This window comes from Rhodobacter sp. NTK016B (genome assembly GCF_017303295.1).
In the GTDB taxonomy this organism is placed as follows: Bacteria; Pseudomonadota; Alphaproteobacteria; order Rhodobacterales; family Rhodobacteraceae; genus Pararhodobacter.
Window position 1 is genome coordinate 100,210 of record NZ_JAFKOK010000016.1, and the last position, 18,830, is coordinate 119,039.

Genomic DNA, 18,830 nt, shown 5'->3' on the forward strand with positions numbered 1-18,830 from the left:
CCCGAATGCGGCCCGTCACCCTGACCGATATTGCCGCCGCCGCGCGCGTGCTTCTGGCGCTGCCCGAGGGCCGGCGCCGGGCCGGGATGGCGGCGCTGATCGCGCGGGCCGAGAGGGCCGAGCATCACCGCGTGACGACGGGGCGCTGCCATCCGCTCTACGGCAACGGCACGCTTTTGTCCGCGGCTCTGGCCCATCCTGCCCGTGACCCGCCCTATGATCCGGTCTGTGATCGGAACCGTCCCGGGGCGTCCGATTACCTCGCCTGTCTGGCGCTGGTGACCGAAGCGCTTTGTGCTCATCACGCCCGGCGATAGGCGGGATCACGGATCGTGCTGGCCGCCCCTCTGGAAATCCGGTCTCAATCGGCTATGTTTTCGGGGACGTTTTTGCGGAGATGCGCCCATGCCCGAGATCAAAGCCAGACTCGCCCCGTTCGATCCAGTGTGGCAGCGCATCTGCACCGAGGCGCAGCAGGTGGTGCAGGACGAACCGCTGCTGGGCGGGGTGATGCACAACAACCTTCTGCACCATGCGACGATGGAGCGGGCGCTGGCCTATCGATTCGCGCTGAAACTGTCCTCGGCCGAAATCAGCGAACAGATCCTGCGCGAGATCGCAGACGAGGCCTATGCCTCGTCCTCGTCGCTGGGCGAAGCCGCGCGTGCCGATCTGGTCGCGGTCGAAGAGCGCGATCCGGCCTGCAATCGTTTCCTGCAGCCGGTGATGTATTTCAAGGGCTATCAGGCGGTGCAGGCGTACCGCGTGGGGCATTGGCTGTGGACCTCGGGGCGGCGCGACATGGCGCTGTTCGTGCAGATGCGCGTGTCCGAGATGTTCGGCGTCGACATCCATCCGGCGGCGAAGATCGGCAAGGGCATCATGATCGACCACGCGCATTCCATCGTCATCGGTGAAACGGCGGTGGTGGGCGACAACGTCTCGATGCTGCATTCGGTCACGCTGGGCGGCACCGGCAAGGAAGACGGCGACCGCCATCCGAAGATCGGCGACGGGGTGCTAATCGGCGCGGGGGCCAAGGTGCTGGGCAATATCCATGTCGGCGCCAACAGCCGCATCGCCGCCGGTTCGGTGGTTCTGAACGACGTGCCGCGCTGCAAGACGGTGGCGGGCGTGCCCGCGAAGATCGTCGGCGAGGCGGGGTGCAACCAGCCCGCGCTGTCGATGGATCACCGGCTGTCGCCCGAATAAGCGCCGCACTCGCCGGGGCGCGTGATGAGTATGTCCAATGATCTGCTGTGGCTGCTGGGGGTCACGGCGGCGATCCTGATCGTCGCGACCGCCATCGGGCAGGGGCTCAGGCGCCGTCTGCCCGCAGGCCAGCCGCATCCGGTCATCGACAATCTCAACGCCCGGATTTACGCGTGGTGGGTGATGGTCGCGCTTCTGGCGCTGGCCTTTGCCACCGGGCGCGTGGGTGTGGTGGTTCTGTTCGGGGTGCTGAGCGCGCTCGCCCTGCGCGAATTCCTGACCGTCATCGCGCGCGACCGCGCGGATTTCTGGGTCATCGCGGGCGTCTATGCCATCGTGCTGCCCGTGCAGTTCTGGGCCGTCTATACCGACTGGTACGGCTTCTATGCCATTTTCATCCCCGTCTATGCCTTCCTTCTGATGCCCGCGCTGGCCGCCGTGTCAGGGGGCGCGCAGGGTTTCATGGCGCGCGCGGCGGAAACGCAATGGGGCCTAATGGTCTGCGTCTATTGCGTCAGCCACGTCCCGGCGATCCTGTCGCTGGACATCGCGGGGGACGATGCGCGGCGCGTCTTGCTGATCGCGTGGTTCGTCTTTGTCGTGCAGACCTCGGACGTGGCCCAGTATGTCTGGGGCAAGCTGCTGGGACGCCACAAGCTGGCGCCCGAGCTGTCGCCCTCGAAAACGTGGGAGGGGCTGGTTGGCGGCATCGCCACTGCCGTCGCATTGGGCGCCGCGCTGTTCGCGCTGACACCCTTCACCCCGCCCGAAGCGGCGCTGATGGCGTTCGTCGTGGCAGGTATGGGCACGCTTGGCGGATTGGTCATGTCGGCTATCAAGCGCGACAAGGGCGCCAAGGACTGGGGGGCGGTCATCAAGGGCCATGGCGGGTTTCTCGACCGGCTCGACAGCGTTATCTTTTCGGCGCCGATCTTCTTTCACCTGACACGCTATTACTGGACCTGACGCATGGACGAAAACCGCCGCCCGATCGCCGCGCGCCGTCTTGGCGTGATGCAGGGCATGGCCCGCTTTCTGGCCGCGCGCAGCGTCAGCCCGAACGCGATTTCGATCGCTTCGGTCGTCTTCGCGGCGCTGGGCTTGGGGGCGTTCTGGCTGATGCCGGGCGCGGGCGGGGGCCGGATCGCGGCGCTCTTGCTGGCCGCTTTGTGCATCCAGCTTCGGCTTCTGTGCAACCTGATCGACGGGCTGGTCGCGGTTGAAGGCGGGCAGGGCAGTGCGACAGGCCCCTTCTGGAACGAGGCCCCGGACCGCGCCGCCGATACGCTGTTTCTGTGGGGCGCGGGGCTGGCGGCCGGGATGCCGGCGCTGGGTCTGGGCTGCGCGGTGTTGGCTTTGGCCACGGCCTATCTGCGGGAATTCGGCCGGGCCGAGGGCTATGCGCCTGATTTCGGCGGCCCTTTCGCCAAGCAACAGCGGATGGCGGCCTTGACGCTGGGCTGCGTCGTCGCGGCTTTCGCGCCGGGCTGGCCGGTTCTGGCCTTGGCGCTATGGGTCATCGCGGCGGGGACGGCGGCGACGGTGGCCTTGCGCGCGTGGCGGGTGCTGGGACGGATGGGCTGAGCGTCCGCGCATGAAAAAGCCCGGACGGCGATACCGTCCGGGCCGATGTCGTCGCATGGAGCCGGGTCAGGCCAGCATCGCCAGCGGGTTCTCGAGATTCTCGATGATCGCGGACAGGAATTCAGCCCCCAGCGCGCCGTCGATCACGCGGTGATCGACCGACAGCGTCATCGACATCACCGTCGCCACGCCGATCTCGCCATCCTCTTTCACCACCGGTTGCTTGATGCCTGCGCCCACGGCCAGGATCGAGCCATGCGGCGGGTTGATGACCGCGTCAAAATTCTCGATCCCGAACATCCCGAGATTCGAGATCGCGAAGCTGCCGCCGACATATTCATGCGGCGCAAGCTTGCGGTTGCGCGCACGGGTCGCCAGATCCTTCATCTCGGCCGACAGAGCGCTCAGCGACTTGTGGTGCGAATCCTTCAACACCGGCGTGAACAGCCCGCCATCGACCGCGACGGCGACCGCCACGTCCGAGGGCTTCAGCTTCAGGATCCGGTCGCCTGCCCAGACGGCATTGGCATCCGGCACCTTTTGCAGCGCCATGGCGCAGGCCTTGATGATGAAGTCGTTGACGCTGAGCTTGACGCCCCGGTCCGCAAGCTGACCGTTAAGCTGCGCGCGGAAGGCCATCAGCGCATCCAGCTGCACCGAGCGGCGCAGGTAGAAATGCGGGATGGTCTGCTTTGCCTCGGTCAGGCGCGCAGCCACCGTCTTGCGCATACCGTCGAGCTTGACCTCTTCGAAGTCGCGGCCCTCGAACATCTTCATGACGGTATTCGCATCGGCGCCCGTGGGCATCGCGGCGCCCTTGGCGGGGGCTGCGTCGGACTTGGCCGGTGCGGCCTCGGCCTTGGCGGCTTTGGGCTGAGCGCTGGCGCCTTCGACATCGGCCTTGACGATCCGGCCATGCGGGCCCGAGCCCGTGATCTGGCTCAGGTCAAGACCCTTGTCGGCGGCGATCCGGCGCGCCAGCGGCGAGGCGAAGATACGCTTGCCATCGGCGACCGGGGCAGCGGGCGCGGCGGTCACCGAGTCCGATTTCGCCGGTGCCGATGCCTTGGCGTCCCCGCCATCGTCCTTGGCCGAGGCTTCGGGCTTGGCCGGTTCCTTGGGCGCCGAGGTCTTGCCGATATCGTCGGCGCTTTCCCCTTCTTCTAGCAGGACCGCGATGGGGGTGTTGACCTTGACCCCTTCGCTGCCCTCGTCGATCAGGATCTTGCCGATCACGCCTTCGTCGACGGCTTCAAATTCCATCGTCGCCTTGTCGGTCTCGATCTCGGCGAGGATATCGCCCGAGCTGACCGTGTCGCCTTCCTTGACCAGCCATTTGGCCAGCGTGCCCTCTTCCATCGTGGGCGAGAGGGCGGGCATCAGGATTTCCGTGGGCATGATGGCCTCCTCAGCGATAGGTGACTTTGTGCACGGCCTCGATCACCTCGTCGGTGGTGATCAGCGCCAGCTTCTCGAGATTGGCCGCATAGGGCATCGGCACATCCTTGCCGCACAGATTGATGACCGGCGCGTCGAGGTAATCGAACGCCTCCATCATCACCGTGGCCGAGATGAAGTTGCCGACCGAGCTTTGCGGGAAGCCTTCCTCGACGGTGACCAGACGGTTGGTCTTCTTGACCGAGCTGATGATCGTCGCGGTGTCCATCGGACGGATTGTGCGCAGGTCGATGACCTCGGCGTCGATCCCGTCGGCGGCCAGCTTCTCGGCCGCTTCCAGCGCATAGGTCATGCCGATGCCGAAGCTGACGATGGTGACGTCCTTGCCTTGGCGCGCGATCCGGGCCTTGCCGATCGGCACGGTGAAATCGTCCATGTCCGGCACCTCGAAGGTGCGGCCATAAAGGATTTCGTTTTCAAGGAACACGACCGGGTTGCCGTCGCGGATGGCCGATTTCAGCAGGCCTTTCGCATCGGCCGCCGAATAGGGCATCACCACTTTCAGGCCCGGAATGTGGCTGTACCACGCCGCGTAATCCTGACTGTGCTGGGCGGCGACGCGCGCGGCCGCGCCGTTGGGGCCGCGGAACACGATGGGGCAGGGCAGCTGACCGCCCGACATGTAGTTCGTCTTGGCGGCAGAGTTGATCAGGTGGTCGATCGCCTGCATGGCGAAGTTGAAGGTCATGAACTCGACGATCGGGTTCAGACCGCCCCATGCGGCGCCGACGGCGAGGCCGGTGAAGCCGGCTTCGGTGATCGGCGTGTCGATCACGCGCTTGGCGCCGAATTCATCCAGCAGGCCCTGGCTGATCTTGTAGGCGCCCTGGTATTCGCCGACTTCCTCGCCCATCAGGAAGACGGTGTCGTTGCGGCGCATTTCTTCGGCCATCGCTTCGCGCAGGGCCTCACGTACCGTCATCGACTTCATCTCGGTGCCTTCGGGCCAGTCAGGCTCGGGCACCGAGGGAAGCTCGGCGGCGGGCTGTGCCGCGACCGGCTTGTCGGCGGCGACATCGCTGTCGGATTTGGCGGGCTCTTCGGCTTTTTCGTCGGCTTTCGCGTCGGAGGCCGGGGCGCTTGCCTTGATATCGTCGGCGCTTTCGCCTTCTTCGAGCAGCACGGCGATGGGCGTGTTGACCTTAACGCCCTCGGTGCCTTCGTCGATCAGGATCTTGCCCATCGTGCCTTCGTCGACCGCCTCGAATTCCATCGTGGCCTTGTCGGTTTCGATCTCGGCAATGATCATGCCCGAGGTGATCTCGTCACCCTCTTTCACCAGCCATTTGGCCAGCGTGCCCTCCTCCATGGTGGGCGAAAGGGCCGGCATCAGGATTTCAGTAGCCATGTCAGTTATTCCCCCTCTTCGCTCGAGGTGCATTCGGATTGCAGCGCCCGCAGGTCCGACAAAACAAAGTCCACGCGCGATCCGGCATTCGGACCGGCGACGACCAGTGTCGCGTTTTCCATTTCAAGGCTGATCGTGCAGCTGTCGCCTTCGCAGACCGCGCCCTGAGCCTCCCAGCCGGCGCGGGTTTCGGCATTGTCCGTCACCAGCGTGCTGGAGAACGGGAAGCCTTCGGAGCCAGCGCGGTGGTTCAGCATGATCTGTGCCAGCACGCCGCCTTCGGCTTCGGCGATCTGGTAATCGTCGAGCACCAGATCGGCGACCTCGAACTCGGTTCGCGTGCTGCGCACGTCGCCGGCCTGATACCGCTGGGTCATCGCAAGCTGGCCGGTGCAGCCGTCACGTTCGAAGCTGAACTCGACCATGCCGTCCAGCGCGCTGCCATTCAGATACATCGCCAGCATCGTGCCGGTCGATTGCCCGGCGGCCGGCAGGGCCGCCAGTGTCAGGGCGGCCGTCAATAGGGCCGATACGGAAGACTTCATGCGTCCGCCTCCTGCGGGGCGGCGTAGATGTCGGTCCACAGTTCGTCGAGCGACGGCTCGGGACTGTCCTTGGCGAACTCGGCGCTGTCATTGACCACCGCCTTGATCTCTTTGTCGATCGCCTTGAGATCCTCGTCCGTGGCCAGACCGCCGGTGGTGAGCATTTCGCGCACGCGTTCGATCGGATCGCGCTCTTCGCGCATCTTCTGGACTTCTTCGCGGGTGCGGTATTTGGCCGGGTCCGACATCGAGTGACCGCGATAGCGATAGGTCATGACCTCAAGGATATAAGGGCCGTCACCGGCACGGCAGGCGGCAATCGCCTTTTCGCCCGCGGCCTTGACCGCCATCACGTCCATGCCGTCGACCGCTTCGCCCTTGATCCCGTAGGCCGCGCCGCGTTCCCACAGGTTGGGGGATTTCGTCGACCGCTTGGTCGAGGTGCCCATGGCGTATTGGTTGTTCTCGATCACATAGACGACCGGAAGGTTCCAAAGCTCGGCCATGTTGTAGCTTTCGTACACCTGGCCCTGGTTCGCTGCGCCGTCGCCGAAATAGACGAAGGTGACGTTGTCATTGCCCTTGTACTTGTCGGCAAAGCCCAGCCCCGTGCCCAGCGGCACCTGTGCACCGACGATGCCGTGGCCGCCGTAGAAATGCTTCTCTTTCGAGAACATGTGCATCGAGCCGCCCTTGCCCTTCGAATAGCCGCCTTCGCGGCCCGTGAGCTCGGCCATGACGCCTTTCGGGTCCATCCCGCAGGCCAGCATGTGGCCGTGGTCGCGGTAGCTGGTGATGCGCTTGTCGCCGTCCTTGGCCGCGGCTTCGAGGCCCACGACAACGGCTTCCTGTCCGATATACAGGTGGCAGAAGCCCCCGATCAGACCCATGCCGTAAAGCTGTCCCGCCTTCTCTTCGAATCGACGGATCAGCAGCATGTCCTTGTAGTACTTAAGCAGTTCGTCCGCCGAGACGTTTGATTTCCCGGTCGTTTTTCTCGCAGCCATCGGTGCCTCCCCCTGGTCGCGTCAGGAATAGTTTAACACTAAACCATCTTCTATACGATGCCTCGCCAAATTGCGAGGCTGAATTCCCGTCCGGTTGCGCAATCATCTGCGCAGCCGGTCGTCATGCCGCGTATTTCAGCGCGGTGCCGCTAACAACTTAGCACGGTAACACGGAATATCGATTAGCGAAGGACGATCTCGTCGCGACGGACATAACCCAGCACTTCGCGCGCCTGTTCGTCGAGCAAATCGAGGTCGAGGAAATTGTCCGACAGCCGGTGCGTGCGGTTTTCGATCTCGGCCAGTTGCAGCGCCAGCCGGTCGCGCTCTTCACGCAATTGCTCGGCATCGGCTTCGATCTGGATGCGGCGGAACAGCCCGTATTCGCCCTGCACGGCGGCGAAGGTCAGGTAGGCGCCGAAGGTGCTGGTGATCGCGTAAAAGATGACGGGCCCGAAGGCGGGACGTTTTTTGTTCATGGTGCTGCGCGACTGCTCTGGGGCGGCCTCTGATGGGCCTTTGGCGAAAGGATGCCACAGCAGGGGCGCGAGGGGAAGCACTGTCGCAAGGACGCGGGGTTACGCTGGACAGACGCCGCATCCGGGCGCCACCCTGCGGGAATGGGAGGAAGACCATGACCGACATATCCCCTGCACCAAGCGCGCCGCGCAGCGATCTGGGCACCCACGAGGTCCAGAACCAGCCCGATTTCCGGTATCGCGATCCGTGGGCGGGCGACCGCACGCTGCGCCGGGCCCTGGGCGAGGACGCGGCACTGGCCGATTTCGGCGCGCGCCTTGCCGCGCCCGACATCCGCGAGGCCGCGCGCGATGCGCAGGTGGTCAAGCCGATGCTGCGCAGTTTCGACCGGTCGGGGCGGCGGCTGGACGAGGTTCATTTCCACCCCGGCTATCACACCCTGATGGCGCTGGGGCTGGAAGCCGGCTACGCCGCGACCGCGTGGGACGGCACCGGCACTCATCTGCGCCATGCCGCGATCAATTACATGATGAGCCAGGTCGAGCCGGGCGTCTGCTGCCCGATGACCATGACTTATGCCGCCGTGCCCGCGCTGCAGGCCGATCCCGCGCTGGCCGCATTGTGGCAGCCGCGCCTGACCGCCCCCGCCTATGATCCCGCGCGCGTTTCGGTCGACCGCAAGGCTGCCGCGACGATGGGCATGGCGATGACGGAAAAGCAGGGCGGCTCGGATGTGCGGGCCAATTCCACGCGGGCTGTGCCGGATGGCGAGGGTTATCGCCTGCACGGGCACAAATGGTTCTGCTCGGCGCCGATGTGCGACGGCTTCCTGACGCTGGCGCAGCTGGACGGGGCGATCACCTGTTTTCTGGTGCCGCGCTGGCTGCCCGACGGGACGCGCAACCCGTTCACCATCCTTAGGCTCAAGGACAAGCTGGGCAATCACGCCAATGCCTCGTCCGAGATCGAGTATGACGGCACATGGGCGCAAAGACTGGGCGAGCCGGGGCGCGGCGTGCAGACGATCATCGAGATGGTGCATCACACGCGGCTCGATACCGCGATGGCGCCTGCGGGTCTGATGCGTGCGGCCCTGTCCGAAGCGCTGCAATGGGCGCAGGGGCGGCGGGTGTTCCAGAAGGGCCTGATCGACCAGCCGCTGATGCGCGCGGTGCTGGCCGATCTGTCGCTTGAGGCGGAAGCCGCGCTGCTATTGGCGCTCGACGTGGCGCGGGCCTTCGACGATCCGTCGCGCAGGCCCTATGCGCGGATTTCGGTGGCTCTGGCCAAGTTCATCTCGAACAAACTCGCGCCCGGCATGATTTATGAATGCATGGAGTGTCTTGGCGGCATGGGATACGTCGAAGACACGCCGCTGCCGATGCTCTACCGAGAGGCGCCGCTCAACTCGATCTGGGAAGGGTCGGGGAATGTGATCTGCCTCGATATCCTGCGCACGCTGATGCGCGAGCCCGAGGCGGGCGCAATGCTGAACGCGCGGCTCGATGCGGCGCGGGGCCACGATCCTCGTTACGACGCCGCGCTGGAGGCCCATCGCGAACGCTGGCCCACTCTGCCGCCCGAGGCCGAGGCGCGCTGGTTCGCCGAATCGCTGGCAACCTTGCTGACCGGCGCGGTGATGATCGCCGAAAGCCCCTTCGCGAGCGAATGGATGGCCACCCGTCTGGGCGCGCGGGGGCGGATTGCGGGCGCGGTCGGCACGCTCGATGCGGACGCGCTGCTCGACGCGATGGCAGGCTGAACGCGCTCAGTCGCCGTCATGGCCCGAAAGCTCGTCGAGCACGCGGGTCATGATCAGCGCCACGCCGCCCACCAGCAATGAGCGGCCGATGGAATCGGTCACGTTCGACGGCGCGAAGGCCCTTGCGCCGTCCCGGCCGACCTGTGCCGCGCGCCGCAGCCGCTTGTTGCGCGGCGCGTCGCCTGCCTGCGCGGGATCGGGGACATGGCCGACGCGCGGCTGCGCGATGAGCAGCCCGGCCCCGATTGCCAGCATGCCGCCCGCATAGGCGACCGGCGACCAGCGATCACGGCTGGCATCAGACAGGGAATGGTCAATCGAATCAATGACATCGTCGGGATGCGAAAGCCCGGAACGCGATTTGCTGAAGAACATGGAGCTACTCCTGTTTCCAAGCAAACGTGACAGGCGCGGCTATCGTTCCCTCTTGCCCCAAAGGAAAGCCCCCGAAGCCCGAAAAAAAGCGTAAGAGGGCACAGGAAATCCGTGCATTGCGCGGAAAGCCCGATACTGTTGTTTCTTGCTCTGCGTATTCAGGCCGAGTCTCTTGCGCGATGGCGGTGCCATCTTGGATGCGAACCCCGATGACGTTTCAATTCTCTGACGACGCTCCGGCGATCTATGACCGCGTGCTGGTCCCGATCTGGTTCGGTCGCTGGGCCGAGGCGCTGGTGGATCTGGTCGATCCCAAGCCCGGCGAACAGGTGCTGGACGTGGCCTGCGCGACCGGCGTGACCACGCGGCTGGTCTTTGACCGCGTCGCGCCCGCCGGACGGGTCGACGGGCTTGACGGCAATGCGGCCATGCTGGCGCAGGCGCAGAAACTGTCCGAGGGACGCCCCATCGCCTGGATCCGAGCCGACGTCACGCAGCGCGCCGATCCCGATGAAGGCTATGACGCGATCCTGTCGCAGTTCGGCTACCATTCCTTTCCCGACAAACCGGCGGCGCTGGCCTCGCTCAGCGCGCAGCTGGCGCCGCGCGGGCGTCTGGCCTGTTCGGTCTGGGACGGTCACAGCGCCTATACCCGCGCGCTGTGCGATGCGGTCGAGCGGCATGTCTCGGCCGATCTGGCCGCGCAGATGCGATCATTGCGCGAAACGGCGGGGGCGCATGAACTGGCGCAGGATTTCCTTGCTGCCGGTTTGCACGACGTAAGGGTGATCCGGCAGGAAAAGATGATCGAGATCCCGCCGGTTCGCGATTTCGTGCCCAAGCATCTGGCCGCGCTGCCGCTGGGCGGCGTGTTCGGTGCGATCGATTCCTGCCTGCGCGACGCGCTGATCGCCGATGTCGAAGCCACGCTCGCCCCGCTCATGCAAGACGACCGGATTGTGTATCCGGACGCCGTGCATGTCGTGATGGGCCACAGGTAGGCGGTCGGTCCGGGGCCTTGGCGGGGCGTCAGATCCCCTCTTTCATCCGGCTCTTACGCCGTCCGGTCAGCACCATGCCCGGTGCGTTCAGCCGTTCCTCGGGCCCGACCCAGGCATAGGCCAGAAGGCAGGGGTCCAGATCGGCGGTGGTGATCCGGTGCTCATGCTCGGCCCGGTTCAAAATCAGCGAGCCGGGGGCATGCACGGCGGCATCGTTTTCCGACCATGCGCCCGAGATCGAGATATAGCTTTCCTCGATATCCTTGTGGCTGTGCTGCGGATAGACCGTGCTCGGTGCGAACAGCACAAAGCCAAGGATCAAGCGCTCCGAAACGACCGGGCCACGCGGGCCCAGCACTTCGCAATAGGCGTATTTCTTGGCCAGTGATCTGGGCACCTTTTCGTAGCCGTATTCCCATGTCAGCAGCGGCGCGACCCGCGACAGCGCACGCGCCATGCCGGTCATCGCGCCCCGCTCGCCCAGATCCAGCGCGCGGGGCAGGTGGGCGGTGACGGGTTTCTCGGTCGGCGCGCGCTGGGTCAGCGCGGGATTGGTGTCGATGAGCAACGACAGCGCGTCGCGCACCCGCTTGCGATGCGCGCGGATCAGCCGGCTGCCGCCGGCCGATCCATGACGGTATAGCGCGTCGAATTCCCGCAGCAGGTAGAGCCATGCGGGCATGTCCTGAAGGCGCTGAGCCTCGGGCACGAAATCCGGCGAAGCGACTGGCTCCATCGCTTACCCCAGTTCTGGCGCCACGGGCACAATCACCCGACCACGGATCTGGCCCTTCAGGAATTTGGGCGCGGCGTCGATCACCTCGGCAAAGGGCAGCTCAACCGACAGCGCGTCGAGCTTGTCGAGATCCAGCTCGGAGGCCAGCGCATCCCACGCGGCGCGGCGGCGATCGGCCGGGCACATCACGCTGTCCACACCCGCCAGCGTCACGCCGCGCAGGATGAAGGGGGCGACGCTTGCGGGCAGGTCCATCCCTGCCGCCAGACCGCAGGCCGCGACCGTGCCGCCATAGCGCGTCATCGACAGCAGGTTCGCCAGCACCGCCGAACCCGCGACATCGACGCCGCCCGCGAAGCGTTCTTTGTTCAGCGCGCGGGGTTTGCCCGACAATTCGTCGCGGGCGACGATGCTCGACGCGCCCAGCGAGGTCAGGAACTCTGCCTCTTCCGCGCGCCCGGTGACCGCCGCGACATCGTAGCCGCGCCCGGCCAGCAGCGTCACGGCGACACTGCCCACGCCGCCCGCAGCGCCGGTCACGGCGACGGGGCCCGCATCCGGTGCGACGCCGTGCTTTTCAAGGGCCTGCACGCACAGCATGGCCGTGTAGCCCGCCGTGCCGATCGCCATCGCGCGCTTCATCGAGATTGCCTCGGGCAGCGGCACCAGCCAGTCTCCCTTCACGCGGGCGAATTTGGCCAGCCCGCCCCAATGCACTTCGCCGACGCCCCAGCCGTTCAGCACGACCTTGTCGCCAGCCTTGTAATCCGGGTGGCTGCTTTCGCGCACGATGCCCGAGAAATCGATCCCGGGCACCATCGGGAACTTGCGCACCACGGGCGAGGCGCCGGTGATCGCCAGCGCGTCCTTGTAGTTCAGGGTCGAATAGGCGACCTCGACCAGCACGTCGCCCTCGGGCAGCTGAGCTGTGTCGACCTGCGTTTGCGAGACACTCTGCGCGTCGTCGGTCTTCTCGATCAGGATGGCATCGAACATGCGGGCTCCTCCTTGGAGATTGGGGAAATCAGGGTGAAATAGGTGTCGGCGAAGCGCCGCAGCGGGGCAGGGCTTCCCTCCATCTTGGCGCGCAGCACCGCACCTTCCCAGCCGGTCCAGAACATGGCGGCCAGGGCGTCAGGATCGGTGCCGGGCGGCAACTCTGCCGCGCGCAGGCAGCGCGCGGTGCGGGTCTGCCAGTCATTGAGGACCGCGATCAGGGCGGCGCGGAAATCTTCGGGCAGGGCGCCCATTTCCTGCCCCAGATTGCCGATCAGGCAGCCGCGGCGGAAGTTGTGCCGCGCCATCCCGGCCTCGGCATCGCGGGTGAAAGCGCGCAGCCGGTCGAGCGGCGGCAGGCTGTCATCGGACAAGGCGCTTTCCAGCTTGGCCACGAAATAGCCGTGATAGGCCTCGATCAGCGCGCTGCCGAACGCGGCCTTGGACGGGAAATGGTGGTAGAAACTGCCCTTCTGCACGCCCGCAGCCCTGAGGATCTCATCGACCCCCGTCGCGCCGTATCCCTTTTCCGTCAGATGGATCAGCCCCGCGCGGATCAGGCGCTGCCGGGTCTCGGACCGGTCGGGCGCGGTGCGCGGACGGCCCCGCGGACGCGGTTGCGCGACAAGCGCATCAGGGGACGACTCAGGGGCGGTGGGCTGGCTCATGCCAATTAATTGACAGATCGGTCTGTTAAATGCAAGCCAAGCCTTTGCGGGCCTATACCTCGCCCAATCCCGCCTGTGGCAGCAGGGTCGCGATCTTGTAGAGCAGGGATTTCGCGGCGCGGTGGCGGGGATGCTCTTCGTCCCCGGCAATCGCGCGCAGGGCCTCGCCCAGAACGGCGGCCTCGTCCGGGGTCAGGGCGATGGCAGGCAGCACGAGCGGCGCGCGCAGGATATAGCCAAGCCCGCGCTCGCCCTCGACCGGGATGCCGGTGGCGGCCATCATCGTCATGTCGCGCCAGATCGTGCGGGTCGAGACGCCCATCGCATCGGCCAGTTCGGCCGCCGTGTGCAGCTTTCCGTCGCGCAGGATCTGAACGAGGTCGTAAAGGCGTTGGTCGCGGTTCATCAATCTACCCCCAACTGACAAAATACTGTCAGGAGAACCGCGCCGCCACCCCCTTCGGTGCCGGATTCAGTCTAGGATCGCGGCGCGCACTGCCCTATTTCAGGGATGAAATCAGCGCCCGACCGGCCGAGCAGCGTCGAACGGGCCCCGCAGAAAGGGACTGAGCCATGCTCAACAATATTGGTATTCCCGGCATTCTTCTGATCGCCGTGGTCGTCCTCGTGCTCTTTGGTCGCGGCAAGGTCGCCGGCCTGATGGGCGAAGTCGGCAAGGGCATCACTGCCTTCAAGCGCGGCGTCAAGGATGGCAGCGAAGAGCTGGAAAATCAGCGCGAGACCCCGGCCGAGGGCGCGCGCGACGTGACCCCCGCCGAAGCCGAACGCGACCGTACCTGAACGGTACACCGCGCGGTTCGTCCGCGCATTCTCCGGTCGCAGCAAGGAGCGGCGCATGTTCGACATCGGTTGGTCGGAAATGATGGTCGTCGGCGTGGTGGCGCTGATTGTGGTGGGTCCCAAGGACCTGCCCAAGATGTTTCACACGCTGGGCGAGTTCACGGGCAAAGCCCGGGGCATGGCGCGCGAATTCCAGCGCGCGATGGATGCTGCGGCCAAGGAATCCGGTGTCGGCGACATCGCCCGTGACTTCAAGCGCGCCTCGTCGGGGAAAGCCCTGAAGGAAGCCGCCGGTTTCGACGATATCGAGAAGGAATTCCGCGATATCGGGCGGCTGAAGCCGGATGTGCGCACGCCGTCCTCGCAAACCGGCAAGACCTATTCCAAGAACGGGCCGACCCTTCCGCCCGATCCCGATTCGCCGCGTCCCCCCGCCGGGAACCCGGTGCAATCGGCCGAGGCCATGGCCGACGAGTTCGAAGCCGAGGATGACGAGATCGTTGCGCAGGATCTCGCGCGCCGGAACGCCGAGATGTCGGCGACCGAGGCCGAGCGCCTGAAAAAGGTCCAGAAATCCGAGGCCGCGCGCCGTAAGGCCGCCGATATCCGCGCCCGCCGCGAGGCGGACACACAGACGGAAGCACCGGCAGCGGCGGCGCCCTCGACCGAGGCATCCGCGGAGGCACCTGCAGCGGAAACGCCCGCGCCGAAGACCACCACCCGCAAGGCTCCGGCGAAGAAAGCCACGTCCGACGCGTCGAAGACCGCGCCCGCCAAAAAAACGGCTGCGAAGAAGACGCCCGCCAAATCGACGGCCACCAAAGCGACCGCGCCCAAATCCGCGCCCGCGCAGGAAGCCGCGTCCAAAAGCACAGCGAAGACCGCCGCGCCCCGCAAATCGCGGGCCAAGGCCCCGGCGTCGGGCGCGACGTCCGGCACGGCTACCGATACCGCTTCGGGCAGCGGCACCTCCGCAACCCCGACTGACAGCGAGTCCTGATAGATATGGCCGCCAATACCAACACCCAGGATTCGATCGACGATACCTCGGCCCCGCTAATCGAGCATCTGGCCGAGCTGCGCACCCGGCTGATCTGGTCGGTAGTGGCCTTCGTTGTCGCGATGGTGCTCTGTTTCACCGTCGGCGACCAGCTTCTCGACTTCCTGCTCAAGCCGATCGAATCGACCATGCGGTCGCTGGGCAACCCCAATCCTGTGATGCAGTACACCGCGCCGCAGGAATACTTCTTCACGCTGGTACAGATCTCGGTCGTGGGCGGCTTCGTCTTGTCCTTCCCGGTGATCGGCTACCAGCTCTGGCGCTTCGTCGCGCCCGGCCTTTACAAGTCCGAGCAGAGCGCCTTCCTGCCGTTCCTGATCTCGTCGCCCGCCTTGTTCCTCGCGGGCGCCGCCTTCGCGCATTACGTCGTCGTGCCGATGGCGATGAGCTTTTTCCTTGGCTTCGCCGATCTGCCCTCGCTGGTCGCCGCGTATTTCGCCCAAGGCGATCTGAGCGTGACGCCGGGCGAGGTCGCAACCCGCGAAGGGATCGAGATCGTCTTCAACGGCAAGGTCAACGAGACACTCGACATCACGCTGAAGATGATCATCGCCTTCGGCCTGTGCTTCCAGCTGCCGGTCTTGCTGACGCTGATGGGCAAGGCCGGGCTGATCTCGGCGGCGGCGCTGCGCAATGGGCGCAAATGGGCGGTCGTGGGCATTCTGGCGCTCGCCGCTCTGGTGACGCCGCCGGATGTGATTACGCAGGTGATCCTGTTCTCGGTCGTCTACGCGCTTTATGAAATCTCCGTTCTGCTGGTGGCGCGTGTCGAGAAGAAGCGCAACGCCGATCTGATGGCCGAAGGCCTGCTGGACCCCGAAGATCTCGAAGACTAATGGACGACGTATCGCTGAAACGGATCGCCGAGGCGCTCGAGCGCCTCAGCCCGCCGCCCGCCGCGGCCCCGGATTTTACGCAGGCCGACGCATTCGTCTGGCATACCGGGCCCGAACGGCTGGTGCCGGTGACGCAGGTCAATCGGGTGCCACTGGCGCTGCTCAAGGCGATCGGGCGGGCGCGCGACATCCTGCTGCAGAACACGCTGCAATTCGCCCGGGGCTATGCCGCGAACAACGCGCTGTTGTGGGGCGCGCGGGGAATGGGCAAGTCGTCACTGGTGAAAGCCGTCCATGCCGAGGTGCTGGCGCAGGGCCTGCCCTGCACGCTGGTCGAGATCCAGCGCGAGGATCTGCCCAGCGTGGGCCGCCTGCTGGGCCATCTGCGCACCGCGCCGGAACAACGGTTCGTGCTGTTTTGTGACGATCTTTCGTTTTCCCATGACGACCAGCATTACAAATCCCTCAAGGCGCTGCTCGATGGCGGGATCGAGGGGCGGCCGGATAATGTGATCCTCTATGCCACATCGAACCGGCGTCACCTGATGCCGCGCGACATGATCGAGAACGAGCGGTCCTCGGCGATCTCGCCTTCCGAGGCGGTCGAGGAAAAGGTTTCGCTGTCGGATCGGTTCGGGCTGTGGCTGGGTTTCCATCCCTGTTCGCAGGACGAATATCTGGCGATGATCGACGGCTATGTCGCCGAGCACAATCTGTCGGTCGACCCCGAGCAGCTTCGCGCCGAGGCGATCGAATGGCAGGCGACGCGCGGCGGGCGGTCGGGCCGGGTGGCGTGGCAGTTCTTCTGCGACCTTGCCGGGCGGATGGGCAAAGCGATCTGAGGCGGAACGGTGCGTGCCTCACGCACCCTACAGCCGCGCGCTTAGTCGGGGATCCAGCGCGCAAGCCGCGCCGCGTTCACGCCACGGTCCGAATAGCCGAACCGCGCGCGCGACAGCGCAACGATGCGCGTGCCATCGCCTTCGGGTATCAGCCGGATCGAGACGTAATCGGGAAAGCGCATCAGCGCGGTCCGCGCGATCCAGGTGCCGGACATCTCGTCTCCCGCCAGCAGCTCGGCCCCTTCGCGCCGCGCGGTCACGGCGATCCGCTCGGCCGCCTCGTCCGGCGATAGCGCGACGACACGGTCGACGCGCGCGAAATTAGGGCGCTCGGGGTCGGGCGCGGTCACCGGGTCCACATTCCAGACCTGCGGATCGGACGGCGCGACGCGGACATAGACGGCGAAAGCAAGGAACAGCGCCACAAGCGCCGCGAGCATGATCAGGATCAGCAGAAGGGGGCGCAGCATCGGGACCTCGGGTCTGGGAAAGGGAGAGCGGCGCGCCGCAGGCGAAACGGGCGGCGCCGTGTTCTTGGAGCGAAGTTAACACCCGGCGCCCCTCGCTTGCCAAGCCCTTGCGGCCCGTCCCCCGGAAGCGTGATCGCGGGGCCGCAACGCTATGCGCAGTGAAAACCGCGATTGCGGGCCGGTTAGCGGGATTTTGCGCGTGTTTCAGCCTGTCACGCAGTGTGATAGGCGGCTTGCTTGCATTGGGGCCTCCTTCGGCTAGAACCAGCAAAAATCAAGAGCAGGAAGAGCATGTCGGTATCCCTCGTGATCCTCGCCGCCGGTCTTGGCAGCCGGATGAATTCGGAGCGCCCGAAGGTCTTGCACCCGATCGGCGGCGCGCCGCTGCTGGCGCATGCGATGCGCGCGGGCGATACGCTGGAACCTGAGCGCGTCGTGGTCGTCACCGGCCACGGGGCCGAGGCGGTCGCCAAGGCCGCCCGCTCCGAGAACCCCGATGTCCGCATTGCCCATCAGGCCGAACAGCGCGGCACGGCCCATGCCGTGGCGCAGGCCCGCGACGCGCTTGACGGCTTTCAGGGCGACGCGGTGGTGCTGTACGGAGACACGCCCTTCGTGAGCGGCGCGACGCTGGACGCGATGCGCGAGGCGCGCGCGCGCCATGCGGTGGTTGTGCTGGGTTTCGAGGCCGCCGATCCGGGCCGCTACGGCCGGCTGGTCATGGCGGGCGACGAGCTGGAGCGGATCGTCGAATTCAAGGATGCGAACGCGGAAGAGCGCGCCATCACCCTGTGCAATTCCGGCGTGGTCTGCGCCGAGGCCCCGGTACTTTTCGAACTGATCGACGGTGTGGGCGACGATAATGCCGCCGGGGAATTCTACTTAACCGACATCGTGGCCATTGCCAGACAAAAGGGTCTGTCGGTCGGCGTGGTGCGCTGCGACGAGGCCGAGACGCTGGGTATCAACACCCGCGCCGAGCTGGCCGCCGCCGAAAGCGCCTTTCAGGCGCGCAAGCGGGCCGAGGCGCTGGAAGACGGCGTGACGCTGATCGCGCCCGAGACGATCTTCTTCTCGCTCGACACGTTCGTCGGGCGCGACGCGGTGGTCGGGCCCAACGTGGTCTTTGGCCCCGGCGTGACGGTGGAAAGCGACGCGGTGATCCGTGCCTTCTGCCATCTTGAGGGCTGTCATGTCAGCCGGGGGGCCTCGGTCGGGCCCTTCGCGCGGTTGCGCCCCGATGCCTATCTGGCCGAACACACGCATGTCGGCAATTTCGTCGAGATCAAGAACGCCAATATCGACGAGGGCGCGAAGATCAATCACCTGACCTATATCGGCGATGCCGATGTGGGCGAGCGGACGAATGTCGGCGCGGGCACGATCACCTGCAATTACGACGGCGTCTTCAAGCACCGCACGGTGATCGGCAAGGACGTGTTCGTGGGCTCGAACACGATGCTTGTCGCGCCGGTCCGGGTGGGCGACGCCGCGATGACGGGCTCGGGCTCGGTCATCACCACGGATGTCGAGGCGGGGGCGCTGGCGCTGGGACGCGCGCGGCAGGTGGTCAAGCCGGGCCTTGCGCGCAGCCTGATGGCGCGGCTGAAGGCCAAGAAGGCCGAGACCAAGAAAAGCGAGGGCTGAGC

Annotated in this window: 22 protein-coding genes; 11 read left to right on the plus strand and 11 right to left on the minus strand. The window is 65.9% G+C overall.

Going from position 1 to position 18,830, the window contains the following annotated elements; genetic code table 11:
- Positions 1 to 5 precede the first annotated feature (5 nt).
- From JI664_RS19635 to JI664_RS19650, 4 genes are all read left to right on the plus strand, one after another.
- The gene (locus JI664_RS19635) at positions 6 to 317 is read left to right on the plus strand and encodes a hypothetical protein (protein ID WP_207015475.1); all 312 of its coding nucleotides are present in this window, start codon (positions 6 to 8) and stop codon (positions 315 to 317) included.
- Positions 318 to 405: 88 nt separating this feature from the next.
- Positions 406 to 1,212 carry a serine O-acetyltransferase gene (gene cysE / locus JI664_RS19640; protein WP_207015476.1) on the plus strand — a complete coding sequence of 269 codons (807 nt, stop codon included), beginning with the start codon at positions 406 to 408 and terminating at the stop codon, positions 1,210 to 1,212.
- 24 nt (positions 1,213 to 1,236) lie between these two features.
- On the plus strand, positions 1,237 to 2,178 hold the full coding sequence (locus tag JI664_RS19645) for a phosphatidate cytidylyltransferase (RefSeq protein WP_286174198.1): 942 nt from the start codon (positions 1,237 to 1,239) through the stop codon (positions 2,176 to 2,178).
- Positions 2,179 to 2,181: 3 nt separating this feature from the next.
- Positions 2,182 to 2,796, plus strand: a complete 615-nt coding sequence (locus tag JI664_RS19650) for a CDP-alcohol phosphatidyltransferase family protein (protein WP_207015477.1) — start codon at positions 2,182 to 2,184, stop codon at positions 2,794 to 2,796.
- Positions 2,797 to 2,862: 66 nt separating this feature from the next.
- Here JI664_RS19650 and JI664_RS19655 read toward each other — a convergent pair whose 3' ends face one another.
- The 5 genes from JI664_RS19655 to JI664_RS19675 form a co-directional block, all read right to left on the minus strand.
- Positions 2,863 to 4,194, minus strand: a complete 1,332-nt coding sequence (locus JI664_RS19655) for a pyruvate dehydrogenase complex dihydrolipoamide acetyltransferase (protein WP_207015478.1) — start codon at positions 4,192 to 4,194, stop codon at positions 2,863 to 2,865.
- Between the two features lie 10 nt (positions 4,195 to 4,204).
- Entirely contained in the window at positions 4,205 to 5,602 is a 1,398-nt protein-coding gene (locus JI664_RS19660) for a pyruvate dehydrogenase complex E1 component subunit beta (protein ID WP_207015479.1), read from the minus strand.
- Between the two features lie 5 nt (positions 5,603 to 5,607).
- On the minus strand, positions 5,608 to 6,147 hold the full coding sequence (locus JI664_RS19665) for a hypothetical protein (RefSeq protein ID WP_207015480.1): 540 nt from the start codon (positions 6,145 to 6,147) through the stop codon (positions 5,608 to 5,610).
- On the minus strand, positions 6,144 to 7,154 hold the full coding sequence (gene pdhA / locus JI664_RS19670) for a pyruvate dehydrogenase (acetyl-transferring) E1 component subunit alpha (protein WP_207015481.1): 1,011 nt from the start codon (positions 7,152 to 7,154) through the stop codon (positions 6,144 to 6,146). The genes JI664_RS19665 and pdhA overlap by 4 nt, the downstream gene beginning before the upstream one ends.
- A gap of 182 nt (positions 7,155 to 7,336) precedes the next feature.
- The gene (locus JI664_RS19675) at positions 7,337 to 7,633 is read right to left on the minus strand and encodes an FtsB family cell division protein (protein ID WP_207015482.1); all 297 of its coding nucleotides are present in this window, start codon (positions 7,631 to 7,633) and stop codon (positions 7,337 to 7,339) included.
- A gap of 155 nt (positions 7,634 to 7,788) precedes the next feature.
- Between JI664_RS19675 and JI664_RS19680 the strand changes: the two genes are divergently transcribed.
- Positions 7,789 to 9,396, plus strand: a complete 1,608-nt coding sequence (locus tag JI664_RS19680; RefSeq protein ID WP_207015483.1) for an acyl-CoA dehydrogenase family protein — start codon at positions 7,789 to 7,791, stop codon at positions 9,394 to 9,396.
- A gap of 6 nt (positions 9,397 to 9,402) precedes the next feature.
- Here the strand turns inward: JI664_RS19680 and JI664_RS19685 are convergent, their stop codons facing one another.
- Complete coding sequence (locus JI664_RS19685) at positions 9,403 to 9,771, minus strand: hypothetical protein (protein WP_286174199.1); 369 nt, start codon at positions 9,769 to 9,771, stop codon at positions 9,403 to 9,405.
- 209 nt (positions 9,772 to 9,980) lie between these two features.
- On the opposite strand from JI664_RS19685, the gene JI664_RS19690 reads away from it, so the two are divergent.
- A complete protein-coding gene (locus JI664_RS19690) occupies positions 9,981 to 10,772 on the plus strand; it encodes a class I SAM-dependent methyltransferase (protein WP_207015484.1) in 792 nt (263 codons plus the stop codon).
- Between the two features lie 28 nt (positions 10,773 to 10,800).
- On the opposite strand, the gene JI664_RS19695 is transcribed toward JI664_RS19690, so the two are convergent.
- Genes JI664_RS19695 through JI664_RS19710 form a run of 4 tightly spaced genes read right to left on the minus strand, consistent with a single transcriptional unit; the run spans position 10,801 to position 13,578 of the window.
- Positions 10,801 to 11,508, minus strand: coding sequence for a dimethylsulfonioproprionate lyase family protein (locus JI664_RS19695; protein ID WP_207015485.1), 708 nt, complete (start codon positions 11,506 to 11,508; stop codon positions 10,801 to 10,803).
- A gap of 3 nt (positions 11,509 to 11,511) precedes the next feature.
- Positions 11,512 to 12,504, minus strand: coding sequence for an MDR family oxidoreductase (locus JI664_RS19700; RefSeq protein WP_207015486.1), 993 nt, complete (start codon positions 12,502 to 12,504; stop codon positions 11,512 to 11,514).
- Positions 12,486 to 13,172, minus strand: a complete 687-nt coding sequence (locus tag JI664_RS19705) for a TetR/AcrR family transcriptional regulator (protein WP_207015487.1) — start codon at positions 13,170 to 13,172, stop codon at positions 12,486 to 12,488. Before JI664_RS19705 ends, JI664_RS19700 begins: the two co-directional genes overlap by 19 nt.
- A gap of 52 nt (positions 13,173 to 13,224) precedes the next feature.
- On the minus strand, positions 13,225 to 13,578 hold the full coding sequence (locus tag JI664_RS19710) for a helix-turn-helix transcriptional regulator (RefSeq protein WP_207015488.1): 354 nt from the start codon (positions 13,576 to 13,578) through the stop codon (positions 13,225 to 13,227).
- A 167-nt stretch (positions 13,579 to 13,745) separates the two neighbouring features.
- Between JI664_RS19710 and JI664_RS19715 the strand changes: the two genes are divergently transcribed.
- The 4 genes from JI664_RS19715 to JI664_RS19730 are packed head-to-tail and all read left to right on the plus strand — an operon-like array spanning position 13,746 to position 16,711.
- Complete coding sequence (locus JI664_RS19715) at positions 13,746 to 13,973, plus strand: twin-arginine translocase TatA/TatE family subunit (RefSeq protein WP_207015489.1); 228 nt, start codon at positions 13,746 to 13,748, stop codon at positions 13,971 to 13,973.
- Between the two features lie 55 nt (positions 13,974 to 14,028).
- Positions 14,029 to 14,973, plus strand: a complete 945-nt coding sequence (tatB, locus tag JI664_RS19720; RefSeq protein WP_207015490.1) for a Sec-independent protein translocase protein TatB — start codon at positions 14,029 to 14,031, stop codon at positions 14,971 to 14,973.
- A 5-nt stretch (positions 14,974 to 14,978) separates the two neighbouring features.
- Positions 14,979 to 15,869: a twin-arginine translocase subunit TatC gene (gene tatC, locus JI664_RS19725; RefSeq protein ID WP_207015491.1), complete on the plus strand. Its 891-nt coding sequence runs from the start codon at positions 14,979 to 14,981 to the stop codon at positions 15,867 to 15,869.
- Positions 15,869 to 16,711 carry an ATP-binding protein gene (locus tag JI664_RS19730; RefSeq protein WP_207015492.1) on the plus strand — a complete coding sequence of 281 codons (843 nt, stop codon included), beginning with the start codon at positions 15,869 to 15,871 and terminating at the stop codon, positions 16,709 to 16,711. Before tatC ends, JI664_RS19730 begins: the two co-directional genes overlap by 1 nt.
- Before the next feature lie 41 nt (positions 16,712 to 16,752).
- On the opposite strand, the gene JI664_RS19735 is transcribed toward JI664_RS19730, so the two are convergent.
- Complete coding sequence (locus JI664_RS19735; RefSeq protein WP_207015493.1) at positions 16,753 to 17,181, minus strand: DUF1499 domain-containing protein; 429 nt, start codon at positions 17,179 to 17,181, stop codon at positions 16,753 to 16,755.
- Between the two features lie 291 nt (positions 17,182 to 17,472).
- On the opposite strand from JI664_RS19735, the gene glmU reads away from it, so the two are divergent.
- A complete protein-coding gene (glmU, locus tag JI664_RS19740; RefSeq protein ID WP_207015494.1) occupies positions 17,473 to 18,828 on the plus strand; it encodes a bifunctional UDP-N-acetylglucosamine diphosphorylase/glucosamine-1-phosphate N-acetyltransferase GlmU in 1,356 nt (451 codons plus the stop codon).
- Positions 18,829 to 18,830: the final 2 nt, after the last annotated feature.

Excerpts from the sequence above, each read along its gene's own strand:
- JI664_RS19690 (WP_207015484.1), top strand. The coding sequence starts at position 9,981 with ATGACGTTTCAATTCTCTGACGACGCTCCGGCGATCTATGACCGCGTG.
- JI664_RS19655 (WP_207015478.1), bottom strand. The coding sequence starts at position 4,194 with ATGCCCACGGAAATCCTGATGCCCGCCCTCTCGCCCACGATGGAAGAG.
- JI664_RS19665 (WP_207015480.1), bottom strand. The coding sequence starts at position 6,147 with ATGAAGTCTTCCGTATCGGCCCTATTGACGGCCGCCCTGACACTGGCG.
- JI664_RS19730 (WP_207015492.1), top strand. The coding sequence starts at position 15,869 with ATGGACGACGTATCGCTGAAACGGATCGCCGAGGCGCTCGAGCGCCTC.
- glmU (WP_207015494.1), top strand. The coding sequence starts at position 17,473 with ATGTCGGTATCCCTCGTGATCCTCGCCGCCGGTCTTGGCAGCCGGATG.
- JI664_RS19705 (WP_207015487.1), bottom strand. The coding sequence starts at position 13,172 with ATGAGCCAGCCCACCGCCCCTGAGTCGTCCCCTGATGCGCTTGTCGCG.
- JI664_RS19680 (WP_207015483.1), top strand. The coding sequence starts at position 7,789 with ATGACCGACATATCCCCTGCACCAAGCGCGCCGCGCAGCGATCTGGGC.
- JI664_RS19685 (WP_286174199.1), bottom strand. The coding sequence starts at position 9,771 with ATGTTCTTCAGCAAATCGCGTTCCGGGCTTTCGCATCCCGACGATGTC.
- cysE (WP_207015476.1), top strand. The coding sequence starts at position 406 with ATGCCCGAGATCAAAGCCAGACTCGCCCCGTTCGATCCAGTGTGGCAG.
- tatB (WP_207015490.1), top strand. The coding sequence starts at position 14,029 with ATGTTCGACATCGGTTGGTCGGAAATGATGGTCGTCGGCGTGGTGGCG.
- JI664_RS19675 (WP_207015482.1), bottom strand. The coding sequence starts at position 7,633 with ATGAACAAAAAACGTCCCGCCTTCGGGCCCGTCATCTTTTACGCGATC.
- JI664_RS19635 (WP_207015475.1), top strand. The coding sequence starts at position 6 with ATGCGGCCCGTCACCCTGACCGATATTGCCGCCGCCGCGCGCGTGCTT.
- JI664_RS19735 (WP_207015493.1), bottom strand. The coding sequence starts at position 17,181 with ATGCTGCGCCCCCTTCTGCTGATCCTGATCATGCTCGCGGCGCTTGTG.
- pdhA (WP_207015481.1), bottom strand. The coding sequence starts at position 7,154 with ATGGCTGCGAGAAAAACGACCGGGAAATCAAACGTCTCGGCGGACGAA.
- JI664_RS19645 (WP_286174198.1), top strand. The coding sequence starts at position 1,237 with ATGAGTATGTCCAATGATCTGCTGTGGCTGCTGGGGGTCACGGCGGCG.
- JI664_RS19650 (WP_207015477.1), top strand. The coding sequence starts at position 2,182 with ATGGACGAAAACCGCCGCCCGATCGCCGCGCGCCGTCTTGGCGTGATG.
- JI664_RS19660 (WP_207015479.1), bottom strand. The coding sequence starts at position 5,602 with ATGGCTACTGAAATCCTGATGCCGGCCCTTTCGCCCACCATGGAGGAG.
- tatC (WP_207015491.1), top strand. The coding sequence starts at position 14,979 with ATGGCCGCCAATACCAACACCCAGGATTCGATCGACGATACCTCGGCC.
- JI664_RS19710 (WP_207015488.1), bottom strand. The coding sequence starts at position 13,578 with ATGAACCGCGACCAACGCCTTTACGACCTCGTTCAGATCCTGCGCGAC.
- JI664_RS19715 (WP_207015489.1), top strand. The coding sequence starts at position 13,746 with ATGCTCAACAATATTGGTATTCCCGGCATTCTTCTGATCGCCGTGGTC.
- JI664_RS19700 (WP_207015486.1), bottom strand. The coding sequence starts at position 12,504 with ATGTTCGATGCCATCCTGATCGAGAAGACCGACGACGCGCAGAGTGTC.
- JI664_RS19695 (WP_207015485.1), bottom strand. The coding sequence starts at position 11,508 with ATGGAGCCAGTCGCTTCGCCGGATTTCGTGCCCGAGGCTCAGCGCCTT.